This window comes from Microbacterium zouquanmingi (genome assembly GCF_052266675.1).
Lineage (GTDB): Bacteria > Actinomycetota > Actinomycetes > Actinomycetales > Microbacteriaceae > Microbacterium.
This window is the reverse complement of sequence record NZ_JBQPRA010000007.1, coordinates 149593-162386: the sequence shown is the minus strand read 5'-3', so window position 1 is coordinate 162386 and position 12794 is coordinate 149593. Positions and strand designations below refer to the sequence as shown.

The 12794-nt window shown below is 65.9% G+C and carries 10 protein-coding genes and 1 pseudogene; 6 read left to right on the top strand and 5 right to left on the bottom strand.

Annotated features, from left to right (window positions below):
* Positions 1–296, bottom strand: a pseudogene (locus tag ACTU6V_RS15115) (helix-turn-helix domain-containing protein); the annotation flags it as partial.
* Positions 297–477: 181 nt separating this feature from the next.
* Here ACTU6V_RS15115 and ACTU6V_RS15110 point away from each other — a divergent pair.
* Positions 478–906, top strand: coding sequence for a DUF1622 domain-containing protein (locus tag ACTU6V_RS15110; protein WP_443475961.1), 429 nt, complete (start codon positions 478–480; stop codon positions 904–906).
* A 54-nt stretch (positions 907–960) separates the two neighbouring features.
* Here ACTU6V_RS15110 and ACTU6V_RS15105 read toward each other — a convergent pair whose 3' ends face one another.
* Both ACTU6V_RS15105 and ACTU6V_RS15100 read right to left on the bottom strand, forming a co-directional pair.
* The gene (locus ACTU6V_RS15105; protein WP_443475960.1) at positions 961–2301 is read right to left on the bottom strand and encodes a peptidoglycan DD-metalloendopeptidase family protein; all 1341 of its coding nucleotides are present in this window, start codon (positions 2299–2301) and stop codon (positions 961–963) included.
* A 103-nt stretch (positions 2302–2404) separates the two neighbouring features.
* Positions 2405–3814, bottom strand: coding sequence for an NtaA/DmoA family FMN-dependent monooxygenase (locus ACTU6V_RS15100; RefSeq protein WP_443475959.1), 1410 nt, complete (start codon positions 3812–3814; stop codon positions 2405–2407).
* 225 nt (positions 3815–4039) lie between these two features.
* On the opposite strand from ACTU6V_RS15100, the gene ACTU6V_RS15095 reads away from it, so the two are divergent.
* From ACTU6V_RS15095 to ACTU6V_RS15075, 5 genes are all read left to right on the top strand, one after another.
* Entirely contained in the window at positions 4040–5686 is a 1647-nt protein-coding gene (locus tag ACTU6V_RS15095; RefSeq protein ID WP_443475958.1) for an ABC transporter substrate-binding protein, read from the top strand.
* The gene (locus ACTU6V_RS15090) at positions 5664–6713 is read left to right on the top strand and encodes an ABC transporter permease (protein WP_443468721.1); all 1050 of its coding nucleotides are present in this window, start codon (positions 5664–5666) and stop codon (positions 6711–6713) included. The genes ACTU6V_RS15095 and ACTU6V_RS15090 overlap by 23 nt, the downstream gene beginning before the upstream one ends.
* Positions 6710–7558 (top strand): ABC transporter permease, encoded by an 849-nt coding sequence (locus ACTU6V_RS15085; RefSeq protein ID WP_443475957.1) that lies wholly within the window; start codon positions 6710–6712, stop codon positions 7556–7558. Before ACTU6V_RS15090 ends, ACTU6V_RS15085 begins: the two co-directional genes overlap by 4 nt.
* Position 7559: 1 nt before the next feature.
* Complete coding sequence (locus tag ACTU6V_RS15080) at positions 7560–9302, top strand: dipeptide ABC transporter ATP-binding protein (RefSeq protein ID WP_443475956.1); 1743 nt, start codon at positions 7560–7562, stop codon at positions 9300–9302.
* 75 nt (positions 9303–9377) lie between these two features.
* Complete coding sequence (locus tag ACTU6V_RS15075) at positions 9378–10973, top strand: isocitrate lyase (protein ID WP_443475955.1); 1596 nt, start codon at positions 9378–9380, stop codon at positions 10971–10973.
* Between the two features lie 50 nt (positions 10974–11023).
* On the opposite strand, the gene ACTU6V_RS15070 is transcribed toward ACTU6V_RS15075, so the two are convergent.
* On the bottom strand, positions 11024–11695 hold the full coding sequence (locus tag ACTU6V_RS15070; protein ID WP_443475954.1) for a GAP family protein: 672 nt from the start codon (positions 11693–11695) through the stop codon (positions 11024–11026).
* A 32-nt stretch (positions 11696–11727) separates the two neighbouring features.
* The gene (locus ACTU6V_RS15065) at positions 11728–12753 is read right to left on the bottom strand and encodes a linear amide C-N hydrolase (protein WP_443468726.1); all 1026 of its coding nucleotides are present in this window, start codon (positions 12751–12753) and stop codon (positions 11728–11730) included.
* Positions 12754–12794 lie beyond the last annotated feature (41 nt).

The window sequence follows — 12794 nt, the reverse complement described above, 5'->3', positions numbered from 1 at the left end:
CGGTTTCTGCTTGCGCACTCGCACCCCGGTGTTCAGATCGATGTGTCCCCGCAGCGGCACCCGGTAGCGGGTGAGGATCTTCGACACCGTCGACTGGGGCAGTCCCAGGTGGTGGGCGATCCGGTGCGGCCCCACCGTCTGGTGACCCGCAACGCGACGGCCCGACGCTCCGTGCGCGGCGGCGTCCGATTCGGTGAGCGCAGCGGCCGCGAGGAGCAGTCCTGAAGACCTGCCTCGCCCTCGGCCCGGTAGCGGGTCACCCATTTCGAGACGGTGCCGCGCGCGACCTGGAAGCGTTACGCAGCACATGACATCTACCGGATTCTCGTTGCCGTAAGCACCGAGGAGCGCATGGGTTTTTCCGTTTCCACCCTTCGGCAGCGACCTTCGTCATTGCGAAGCGATGATTCGCGTGCTCCACGATCAGAGTTCGACCGTGCCGCCGTCGAGCCCCTGCTCGACCAATACACTGGGGCCGTGGATCATCTTGAGCGTGTCTTCACCGTTGTGGCTGTGGGTTTCGAGGCGCTCGGCGCCGCAGCGATCGTCATCGGATTCCTCGTCTCGGTCGCTGTCGGCATCCGTTCGGTCGCTCGCCAGGAGGGCGGGGCCGCAGCCTTCTCCGCGTTGCGGACCACGCTGGGCGGAGCGCTCCTGCTCGGCCTCGAACTGCTCGTGGCTGCAGATCTGATTCGCACCATCACCTCGAAGCCCTCTCTCGAGGACGCCGTGATCCTCGGTGTCATCGTGCTCATCCGCACCGTGCTGTCCTTCTCGATCCAGGTCGAGATCGACGGCGTTGCCCCGTGGCGTCGCGCGTTGCTAACCAGCGGGGCCCAGGTCGTCGCCAATCAGATCAACCGTGATGCGCGCGGCGGGCGCAGCGCCGAATCGTCGCGCGAGTGACGATGTGATCTGAGTGGTCTCCCGGCACCTTGCGCCGACAACCGGCAGGGCGCATCACTCCAGCTGCAGGTACCCGCCCCACCCCGAGCCGATGAGGCTCCTGGCGCCGAAGCGGCCCGTTCCGTCTCCTGGGTACAGGTAAAGAGTGCCTGAGGCATCGCGACCGATGATGTCCACGCGGCCATCGCCGTTGTAGTCGACGCCTCCGGTGAAGGCGGTGAATGGAGCCCAGCCGCTGCCGACCGCAGTCGCCGTGGTGAAGGCGTTGCCGACTCCGCGATAGAAGTAGAGCGTGCCATCGTGCGCCACGGCCATGATGTCGCCGATTCCATCACCGTTGAAGTCGCCCCCGGCTAGGAACTTCATGACGCCCCACCCGCTGCCGGCTTTTGTGCGCGCGCCGGACAGCGCACCGGCCCCGTTGCCGTTATAGATGGTGAGTTCGCCCGCCGAAGACGTCGCGAGCACATCCTGCAACCCGTCGCCGGAGAAGTCTGCACCCGATACGACGTGCACCATGTCGGACCACCCGAACTCGAGCCGGTCGTATCGGCCGAACCCGCCGCGTGATCCTCCGCCGTAATACTCGAGCAGCCCGTCGCCCCGCACCGCGAGGATGTCGCCTCTACCGTCGGCGTTCAGATCGGTGTGAACCAGATGGCGGTACACGCCCCATCCGCTGGTGATGACCGACGGGGACTGGAGCGCTCCTCCGCCACTGCCCGCGAGGAACTGCAGATCGCTGTCGGCACTGATTCCGAGCAGATCGGCCTTGCCATCACCGTTGTAGTCAGCCGACGACACGGGCGAGAGGGGCGCGGTCGGAGCCGTTCGAAGGCCGGGGAAGATCAGAGGGAGCGTGTTCCCGCGCGCCACCGTTGACAGGCACACGAAGCCATCGTTGATCGCGGAGTACACCGAGCCGTTCCGCCACACCTCGAAGTGCAGGTGGGCGCCCGTCGAGTTGCCGGTGCTGCCGACGACACCGATCTGCTGACCGCGCACGACGTGCGTACCGGGGGCGACGACTCCCTGCGCCACCATGTGGGCGTATCTCGTCGCGTACCCGCCGGTGTGCTCGATGTCGACGTAGTAGCCGTACCCACTGCTGTACGTGCGTGTCTTCACGACGCCGTCGTAGGCGGCGAGGATGGGCGTCCCGCCTTGACCCGAGATGTCGATGCCGTCATGCGCACGATAGTTCGAGCGGCATCCATCTCCGACTCTCGACTGAATCGTGCCGGATGCGGGATAGATCATCTGCCCATCGGTCGCCGCCGCCGCCGCCGCCGCGGGAGCAGGCGGCGACAGTGCGGTCGCGATCATTCCGACCAGGACGGCCGCTGTCGCGGCGATCGCGATGCCTGAGAAGCGCCAACGGGACGTCCGTCTCATCTCGAGTGCCCTCCACCTGCGTCGCACCCTCGGATGCGAGCGCTATCGAGGTCACCGTATCAGCGCGAGCACGCCGTCGGCATCTGCTCACATCGCGCGTCGATCAGCTCCCCACGACAGCGGTGAGGTCATCCGCCTCGCTGAGGTTGCGTCCCCCACGGAACTGCGCCGCCGGGTGCGAGTCAGCCACTCGAGGACCAGCTCCGTGCACACGCTCGCGCAGCGTCTCGCCAGGGGTGTACGCCTCGCGCAGACGCCCGCGTCGGCGCAGTTCAGGGACGGCGTACTCGATGAAATCCTTCGCCGTGTCATAGCTGTGGTACTGGACGAGATTGATCCCGTCGATGTCGTGTTCGTCGAGCCAGCTCTCGATCTCATCGGCAACATCCGTCGCTGAGCCGACCGCCATGAAGGGCTTCCGGTGGAACCCTGACATCGTCTTCAAGAACTCTGAGATGGTCAGATCCTGCGGCAGGAACGCCGCCTGCACATCATCACCGCGTCCTTCGCGCCGCATCGCCTCGCCGAGCGTGATGTTGCCGTCGTGCGCGGTCGGGTCAAACGGCAGGCTCGCATGCGCGAGCACCCCGTCGATGCTGGCGTACTCGTCGTACTCCCGCAGCTTCGCCTGCGCCTCGGCCCGAGTGGATGCCACGATGACCGTCGCGCCGACGACGAACTTGATGGCATCCCGCGGGCGTCCCTGGCGCTCCAGCTCATCTCTGATGCGCGCGATCGTGCTGCTCACGCCCTCGAATGACGATCCGCCGGTGAAGATGAGCTCCGCGTGACGGCCGGCGAACTCGATCCCGCGCGAGGACTGCGTGGCCTGGATGAGGAACGGCGTCCGCTGCCTCGACGGCGATGACAGGTGTGGGCCCGCCACCGAGAACCGCGGGCCCTCGTGGCCGATGGAGCGCACCTTCGAAGGGTCGGCGTAAACATTGTTCTCGCGGTCCTCGATCACGGCGTCGTCATCCCACGACCCCTCCCACAGCTTGTAAAGCACATCGAGGTACTCGTCAGCGATCTCGTAGCGGGTGTCATGGTCGACCTCGCCGGTCAGCCCGAAGTTGCGCGCGGCGTTCGGAAGATACGAGGTGACGATGTTCCACCCGACCCGGCCCTTCGTGAGGTGATCGAGCGTCGACATGCGCCGCGCGAACGCGAACGGCGGCTCATAGGTCGTGGAGAACGTGATGCCGAAGCCGAGGTTCTTCGTCACCGCAGCCATGGCAGGCACGACCAGCATCGGGTCGTTGCTGGGGATCTGCAGTCCCTCGCTGATCGCCGTCTCCGGTCCGCCGCGGAAGACGTCGTACGCACCGATGACATCGGCGAGGAAGACCGTGTCGAAGCCGCCGGACTCGAGAAGCTGCGCGAGCTCGGTCCAGTACTCGATGTCGTTGAACCGCGTGCGGCTGTTGCCAGGGAGGCGCCACAGACCGTGCGTGATGTGGCTCACGCAGTTCATCTCGAACAGGTTGAGGATGAGACGCTTCGGCTCCGACATGACGGATGCTCCTTCCGGACCCACCGGCTGCGAGTCGACGTCGTTCATCCTGCGTGCACCGAGCGACCTCTCGCGTGCGCTGCGACACACAGCGCAACATGACGAACCATGACGTTCTGCGGCGTCACGTGACGTGGGCAGGTTTCATCGCTCGAAGACCTCGTCATGCTCGTGTCCACGATGCACCAGATTCGACGACGACGCCCCAGGAAAGGCACCCTCACAATGATCACTCACCGCTTCCGCAGGTCAGCGACCGTGTCCGTCACGCTCGTGGCGGCGATGATCGCGATGACCGCCTGCGGTACGTCCGACGCGGTCGTGCCGGCGTCCGACGCCGAGCGCGTCGACGGCGGCACCCTCGTCTACGCCCACCAGCAGGAGCCGCAGTGCCTCTACGGCGGCTGGATCGAACAGGCCTACATCTCGTACCAGTTCCTCGACAACCTCGTCTCGCTCGATGACGACGGCAGCGTCGTTCCCTGGCTCGCCGAGAGCTGGGACGTCTCTGACGACGGACTCACCTACACGCTGACCCTCAAAGACGGCGTGAGCTTCACCGATGGGAGTCCCGTCGACGCGGCGGCCGTCGCATACAACTTCGACTACTGGATCGCGGGCGGCAACAGCACCGCGGGCGTCTGGCTGGACGGCTACTACGCGTCGGCCGAGGCTCTCGATGACCTGACCGTGGCGATCCACCTCATAACCCCTTACCCGCGGTTGCTCGAGAACCTCTCGCAGTCGTACTTCGGCATCCAATCGCAGCAGGCGCTCGAGACCCGCACCCCTGAGGAGAACTGCGAGCAGCCGATCGGCTCCGGGGCCTTCGTCGTCGAGGAATGGAACCGCGGCGAGAACGTGCTGCTCGCTCGCAACGACGACTACACCTCGCCCCCGGCGAATGCGAAGCACGCCGGTGCCGCCTACCTCGACAAGATCGACTGGCGCTTCGTCGCCGACGGTGTCACGCGCGTCTCCGCGCTGCGCTCTGGTGAGGCCGACGCCATCTACGACATCCCAGCCTTGGAATGGGCGGGCCTTGAGAGCGAGCAGTGGGAGCTGCAGAAGTACGTCACCCCCGGCCGGCCGCAGCAGCTCTCGTTCAACACGACCCGTGCTCCCTTCGACGATGAGCCGGTCCGCAAGGCGTTCATCTACAGCCTCGACCGCGAGACGATCGTCGAGACGATCGGTCACGGAGTGATCCCCTACGACGGCAACGGGTCGGTGAGCCAAGCGACCCCCGGCTACAGCCAGGCCGCAGCCGACCTCTACGGCTACGACGTCGATGAGGCGAACAGCCTCCTGGACGCGGCAGGCTGGACCGACCGCGACGGCGATGGATACCGCGTCAAGGACGGCAAGACCCTCGATGTCGTCTTCCCCTACAACGCCGGCACGATCATCAACGCCGACGGTGCCGCGATCTTCCAGGCCGTGCAAGAGCAGGCGAAGGCCACCGGCTTCAAGGTGAAGCTCATCCCGGTGCCGCCGTCCGAGACCTGGGCGGGCAAGTACGCCGGTTCCGACACCTACGACATCTCGGCCGGGTACTGGACGTCGGTGAACGCCGGCATCCTCTACATCACGTGGCGTCCGAGCACCGAGGAGAAGCCGAACTTCTCGAACAGTGCCTTCTACGACGATGCGGACCTTGGGGCGATCATCCTCGAGGCGAACTCGACCGCTGACGTCGACGCACAGAACGCGCTCTACCAGCAGGCGCAGGAATACATCGCCGAGCACGCGACCGCGTTCGGGCTCTACGACCGGCTGAGCACGCTCGGCATCAACCCTCACCTGCGCGACGTCTGGCAGGAGAACGCACAGGGAGGACCGACGTTCTATGACTCGTACTTCGTCGAGTGACGTGCTCGAAAATGCGGATGCTGCCTCGCACAGCGCAGCATCCGAGAGACCTGTCCAGGATGCGGCGACGAACGCCCGCAGGCGATCGCAGCAGGCCCGGCGGATCGTCTCGCGCCTCATCGGTGCCGTCGTGGTGCTCTGGGGTGCGGCCACAGCCGCCTTCCTGGCACAGGTGGCCCTCCCGGGCGACCGGGCGACAGCGATCCTCAACATCCGCACCGGTCAGGCGCAGGAGCGCACTCCTTCAGAGCTGGCCCCGGTCATCGAGGCGTACGGTCTGCATGATCCGGTGCTCGTGCAGTACCTGCACTACCTCACCGGACTCGTGCGCGGCGACCTCGGCACGTCGTACCAGCAGTTCCGGCCGGTCTGGGATCTGATCGGAGAGCAGCTCGGGTCCACGTTCGTGCTCACTCTGGTCGCCATCGCGCTGGCCTGGGTGATCATGATCGTGTGGGTCACACTCACCGCCGGCCGCAGCAGGCGGATCGGTGCGGTCGGCGCGGTCGTCGATACGGTCGCTGCGGCCTTGCCGCCGTACTGGCTCGGCATCCTGCTGCTGCTCGTGTTCGCCCTGAACCTGCGCTGGTTCCCCGTCATGGGCGGCACCGGCATCGCCGGCATCGTGCTTCCTGCGCTGACCCTGGCCATCCCACTGGCCGGCTTCATGGGCCAGTCCGTGCGCGCCGAATACGAGCGGGCGCTCGACCAGCCGTTCGTGCTCAGCGCGCGGATGCGCGGCATGGGTGACCTGCAGATCCGGCTCCGGCACGTGCTGCGCCACGCCTCGCTACCGGCTGTCACCCTCACCGGCTGGGCGATCGGCGCGACGATCTCGGGCGCCGTGATCGTCGAGCAGATCTATTCGCGGCCGGGAATCGGCAAGACGCTCGTCGCGGCTGTCGGTGCGCAGGATCTTCCCGTCGTCACCGGCGTCGTGATCCTCGTCGCACTCGCGTACGTCGTCGCCAATCTGCTCGTCGACATCGTCTACGCGCTGATCGACCCGAGATTGGAGCGGTCATGACCATCGCCGCATCGAAGCCCATCGCCGCATCATCCAGAAGGCGCCGCATCGATCCCGGCCTCGCCGTCGCGATCGTGCTGACCGCGCTGTTCGCGGTCGCCGCCATCGCCCCGGCGCTGCTGGCGACCGCAGACCCCACCGCTCAGAGCTTCGCCGATGCACTGCGCCCACCCTCACTCGCCCACTGGTTCGGCACGGATGAGTCCGGCCGCGACCTGTACAGCCGGGTGATCTACGGCACCAGGGAGTCGCTGATGATCGGTATCGGCGCGGCAGGCATCGCCCTGGTCGCAGCGCTCATCCTCGGGTCGCTGGCGGCACTGGGCGACAGGTTCACCTCGGCGATCGTAAGCCGCGGCATCGAGGTGGTCTTCGCGTTCCCGATCCTGCTGCTGGCGCTGCTGCTCGTGTCGGTCCTCGGCGCATCTGCGTGGACTCAGGTCATCGCCGTCGGTGTGAGCACCGCACCGGGATACGCGCGGATGGTCCGCGGGCAGATCCTCGCGGCCAAGAACGCCGGGTACGTCGAAGCAGCACGGGCCCTCGGGCACAGTCGCGGCCGTATCCTCACCCAGCACGTGCTCCCCAACGCGATCCGCCCGCTCGTGGTGGTGTTCACGATGGCGATCGGGCAGTCGATCGTCTGGGCGTCGGGGCTCGCATTCCTCGGGCTCGGCGTGGCGCCGCCGTCATCGGAGTGGGGTGCCCTGCTCGATGCGGGACGCGCCTACATCCTGCAGGCCCCGTGGCTGACCTTCGTGCCGGGACTTGTGATCCTCGTTCTGGCGCTGACGGCGACGTCGCTCGGAAAACACATCCAGAACAGCTTCGAAAGGGGCGAATGACATGACCACGCAACTGGCCTTGACCAGGCCCAGCACCCAGGCGCAGACTCCGCGGCTCAGCATCCGCGATCTGCGCGTGGGGTTCGCCGCAGGCGGCCGGACGCGACAGGCCGTGCACGGGGTCTCCTTCGACCTCGCGCCTGGGCGGTGCGTCGCGATCGTCGGCGAATCCGGGTCGGGCAAGAGCGTCACCGCGCGCACTCTTGTCGGCCTCACTGGCGCGGGTGCCGTGGTGGATGGCGCGATTGCACTGGGCGGCGACGATTCTGCGGAGAGCATCGACCTCACCACGCAGACCGACCGGGACTGGCGCAGCATCCGAGGCCGGCGGATCGGCTTCGTCCAGCAGGACGCACTCGTCTCCCTCGACCCCCTGCGCCCGGTGGGCGCGGAGATCGGTGAGGCCCTGCGGCTGCACGGGTGGAAGGATCGCGCGGCGCGTGAGCGCAAGGTGATCGAGCTGCTCGCGAGCGTCGATGTGCCATGGCCGAAGCTGCGGGCCAGGCAGCGGGCGGGCGAGCTCTCCGGAGGGCTCCGGCAGCGCGCGCTGATCGCCTCTGCTCTTGCGATGGATCCCGAGATCATCATCGCGGACGAGCCCACCACGGCGCTCGATGTCACCGTGCAGGCGCAGGTGCTCTCGCTGCTGCAGGATGCCAGGACGCGCGGCACCTCGATCATTCTCATCAGCCATGACCTGTCTGTGGTCGCAAGCCTTGCCGACGACATCATCGTGATGCGCGGGGGAGAAGTGGTCGAGCAGGGTGAGGCGGCGAGCGTGCTCGCAGGTCCCCAGCATCCGTACACGCAGAGCCTCATCGATGCGGTCCCCGGCGGGCACACCCGCGGGGAGCGTCTGGCTCCGCAGGCGCGTGAGGTGCCGAACCTGCACCTCACGCGCGCCCATACCCGAGAGCGCGGGGAGCCGGTTCTGGAAGCTCGCGACCTCGTGAAGAACTTCGTCACCCCGGATGGTCGGCTCACGCAGGCGGTCGATCATGTCTCGTTCACTCTGCACCGAGGGGAGACCCTCGGGATCGTGGGGGAGTCGGGATCGGGAAAGAGCACGACAGCGCGCATCGCGCTCGCGCTCGAGACGGCGGATGCCGGCGACGTGACTCTCCTCGGCCAGCCTTGGTCGGCGGTCTCCGAGTCGCGGCGCCGCGGGCTGCGCCCGCACATCGGCGTCGTCTATCAAGACCCGTTGAGCTCGTTCGATCCGCGGTGGAACGTGCAGCGGATCCTGCTCGACGCGATCCCCGCTGATGCCGGGCTGAACCGTGCACAGAAGACCCAGCGCGTGCGGGATCTGCTCGCGCAGGTGGCTCTTCCTGCAGACGTCGCCGACAGATTCCCTCTGCGGCTATCGGGCGGACAGCGTCAGCGCGTGGCGATCGCACGGGCACTGGCGACTTCTCCTGAGGTCCTCGTCCTCGACGAGGCGGTGTCGGCGCTCGACGTCTCGGTGCAGGCACAGATCCTCGATCTGCTGGCTGATCTGCAACGCGAGTACGGCCTCAGCTACCTCTTCATCTCACACGATCTCGGAGTCATCCATCACTTGAGTGATCGGGTGCTGGTGATGAAGGACGGCATCGTCGTCGAAGAGGGCGAATCGGATCAGATCTTCTACGCTCCCGAGCATCCGTACACGAGGGAATTGGTCGCCTCTCTCGCGACGCTGGATGCTTCGGGCTCACCGACCCTTCTGGTTCATAGAAGAAACGAAAATTTTCTGCATTGATTCCGCCAGATGAGCGCTTGTTCTTGCCTGAGAGTGGAGGTATCGCTGAACCGTCACCACAGCAAAGGACACATCATGACCGCCTACCAAGACGACATCGACGCCATCCGGACACTGAAGGAAGAAGCAGGGTCCAGTTGGGATGCGATCAACCCCGAGTCGGTTGGCCGGATGCGCACGCAGAACCGCTTCAAGACCGGCTTGGAGATCGCCCAGTACACCGCCGACATCATGCGCCACGACATGGGGGAGTACGACGCCGATTCGTCGGCCTACACCCAGTCGCTCGGTGTCTGGCACGGCTTCATCGGTCAGCAGAAGCTCATCTCGATCAAGAAGCACCTGAAGACCACGAACAAGCGCTACCTGTACCTGTCGGGCTGGATGGTCGCGGCCCTCCGCTCTGAGTTCGGGCCGCTGCCGGACCAGTCGATGCACGAGAAGACGTCGGTGCCTGCGCTCATCGAAGAGCTCTACACGTTCCTCCGCCAGGCTGACGCGCGCGAGCTCGACCTGCTGTTCACGCAGCTCGATGACGCGCGTGCCGCCGGCGACGACACCGCTGTCGAGTTCATCCAGTCGCAGATCGACAGCTTCGAGACGCACGTCGTGCCGATCATCGCCGATATCGATGCGGGCTTCGGAAACCCTGAGGCCACCTACCTGCTCGCCAAGAAGATGATCGAGGCCGGCGCCTGCGCCATCCAGATCGAGAACCAGGTCTCCGACGAGAAGCAGTGCGGCCACCAGGACGGCAAGGTCACCGTTCCGCACGAGGATTTCATCGCCAAGCTCAACGCCGTCCGCTACGCCTTCCTCGAGCTCGGCATCGACAACGGTGTGATCGTCTCGCGCACCGACTCCCTCGGCGCAGGCCTCACTCAGAAGATCGCCGTCACCAGCACCCCTGGCGACCTCGGCGACCAGTACAACTCCTTCCTCGATGTCGAAGAGATCTCGGAAGATGACCTGGGAAACGGCGATGTCGTCATCAAGAGGGACGGCAAGCTGCTGCGTCCGAAGCGACTTGCGAGCAACCTGTACCGCTTCCGCGCAGGGACCGGTGAGGAGCGCTGCGTGCTCGACAGCATCACGTCGCTGCAGAACGGCGCCGATCTGCTCTGGATCGAGACCGAGAAGCCGCACGTCGAGCAGATCGCCGGAATGATGGACAGGGTGCGCGAGGTCATCCCGAACGCGAAGCTCGTCTACAACAACAGCCCGTCGTTCAACTGGACGCTCAACTTCCGCCAGCAGGCGTACGACCGCTTCGCCGAACAGGGCCGTGACGTCTCGGCGTACGACCGGAGCGCCCTCATGAGCGTCGAGTACGACGACACCGAGCTCGCTCAGGTCGCCGACGAGATGATCCGCACCTTCCAGCGGGATGGCTCGGCGCGTGCCGGCATCTTCCATCACCTCATCACTCTGCCCACGTATCACACGGCGGCGCTGTCGACGGATGATCTGGCCAAGGGGTACTTCGCCGAAGAGGGCATGCTCGCCTACGTGAAGGGCGTGCAGCGCCGCGAGATCCGCGAGGGAATCGCCACGGTCAAGCACCAGAACATGGCCGGCAGCGACATCGGAGACAATCACAAGGAGTACTTCGCAGGGGATGCTGCGCTGAAGGCAGGCGGCAAGGACAACACGATGAATCAGTTCAACTAGGCGAGCCCACGCGAACGGGCCCAGGTGACGCCGGGCCCGTTCGATGCATGTCAGTACGCGAGATCTGCGATGCCGGAGCTGATGAGCTTCGCACCGAGGATCACGAAGAGGATCATCATGATCACGGCGTGGTTGGCCACCAGCCAGTCCCGTACGCCGCTGAGGCGGGCCTCCACCTTGCTGGGCGAGATCACGCTGATCAGCCAGGGGATCAGCACCCCGAGCACGCCGATGAATGCGAAGATCAGGATCACGATCATGATCTCTTGCACCGGGAGCCTCGACTGCGAGACGCGGCCGCCTGCCGCGATCAGCAGCGGAAGGTCTTTGGGCGAGAGCGGCCCCGAGATCAGCACGCCCGCGAGGAACGCCTGCCAGATCGACAACCCGTCCACGGCGCTCATCCACTTGGGGGTGCCGGTGTGGTTCCGATTGCGCCACTGCAGCACCGCCAGCACGAGCAGCACCACACCCAGCACGATCTCGACGATGTCCACCGTCAGGTTCGCGTCAGAGCCAGTGTCCTCCGTGCCGGTCGAGCGTCCGAGGAGCACGCACAGGCCGACGAATACGACGGCGAACGCGTAACAGCCCAAAACGAACGCCGTACCGTTGGTGCGGCCCTTTCCCGACGTCGCCATCAGAATGACGGCGACGATCGCGAGCGGACTGATCGCGATACCGATTCCGATCGTCAGAAGATCAGCGAGCAGATGCAGCATGGTGGTCAGGCTTTCACTGGACGAGACGGGAATCAGGCGCTGGCGGCCTTCGCGGCCGCAGCCTTCTGAACCAGTGCCAGCGTGAGGAAGTCCAGCGTGCGTCCCGCCTCGAAGTGGTCGCTCACATTGCCGGCCAGTCCGCCTTCGAGGGCGAGCTTGCTGCCCAGGTCGAGCACGGCCTCGGGCATGCCCTCGCTGAAGTCCAGGTCTGCGAAGTCCACCCAGACGATGTTGGGCCTGGTCGTGGACTCGAAGATGTAGCGCAGGTTGGTCTGGTCGGCCACGACCTGCCAGATCGTCTGCGAGGCATCGGGCTTACCCGGGTCCGGAATCCGGAACGGCTGGGCGGCGTTGCGGATGACGCTGAACATCGACGCGATCGCCTCGAGCTTGGATGCCGGCTGAGGAAGACGCTGGACGTAATAGGCCGCACGGGCGAAGCGATCGGGAGCATTCGTCGTGCCCGGCACGGGCGCATCTCCGCCGAAGCCATCGAACCGGGCGAGCAGCTCGAGCTGCTCGTCGAACTTCGGCGAGTTCGTCATGATGCGGAATTCCGGACTGTGGTGGATCTCCAGCGCACCATCGATGTACTCGATGATCGCTGAGTCGCCCGTGGCGTCGTTGAGTGCGAGGTGAATCGCCGGTACCTCGCCGCTGGCGGGGTCTATGAGCTGAACGACCTGAGCGCCCGTGCTCTCCATCCACTCCACAGCCTCGGCGACGGTCGCGTAGTTGTCGAGGAAGTACTGCAGCCAGATCGCCTGGCTGAGGGCGGGGCGCTCGGGGTCGTGCTCGCCGTAGATCGACTCAGCCAGCCACAGCACGTGTCCGGCGAGGCCAGCCTCGTTCATGCCATCCACGGAGATCATGTCGAAAGCCGCGGCGACGACACTGCCGTACTTCGACGTCCACGACAGCGCACCGTGCACACCGTCATCGCGCACGGCGCCGCGCGGCAGCTTCCACAGGTTCGTTCCCAGATCCCGGTGGTAGTCCATATTCCGGCCGACCAGGACCGCTCCGTTCGCGTCCGGCCAGAGCACTCGAGTGCACATACGTCGTTACCTCCATGGCGTCTCGTGGACGGGCTGCCGCC

Excerpts from the sequence above, each read along its gene's own strand:
- ACTU6V_RS15080 (WP_443475956.1), top strand. The coding sequence starts at position 7,560 with ATGACCACGCAACTGGCCTTGACCAGGCCCAGCACCCAGGCGCAGACT.
- ACTU6V_RS15090 (WP_443468721.1), top strand. The coding sequence starts at position 5,664 with ATGACTCGTACTTCGTCGAGTGACGTGCTCGAAAATGCGGATGCTGCC.
- ACTU6V_RS15075 (WP_443475955.1), top strand. The coding sequence starts at position 9,378 with ATGACCGCCTACCAAGACGACATCGACGCCATCCGGACACTGAAGGAA.
- ACTU6V_RS15070 (WP_443475954.1), bottom strand. The coding sequence starts at position 11,695 with ATGCTGCATCTGCTCGCTGATCTTCTGACGATCGGAATCGGTATCGCG.
- ACTU6V_RS15065 (WP_443468726.1), bottom strand. The coding sequence starts at position 12,753 with ATGTGCACTCGAGTGCTCTGGCCGGACGCGAACGGAGCGGTCCTGGTC.
- ACTU6V_RS15105 (WP_443475960.1), bottom strand. The coding sequence starts at position 2,301 with ATGAGACGGACGTCCCGTTGGCGCTTCTCAGGCATCGCGATCGCCGCG.
- ACTU6V_RS15100 (WP_443475959.1), bottom strand. The coding sequence starts at position 3,814 with ATGTCGGAGCCGAAGCGTCTCATCCTCAACCTGTTCGAGATGAACTGC.
- ACTU6V_RS15085 (WP_443475957.1), top strand. The coding sequence starts at position 6,710 with ATGACCATCGCCGCATCGAAGCCCATCGCCGCATCATCCAGAAGGCGC.
- ACTU6V_RS15095 (WP_443475958.1), top strand. The coding sequence starts at position 4,040 with ATGATCACTCACCGCTTCCGCAGGTCAGCGACCGTGTCCGTCACGCTC.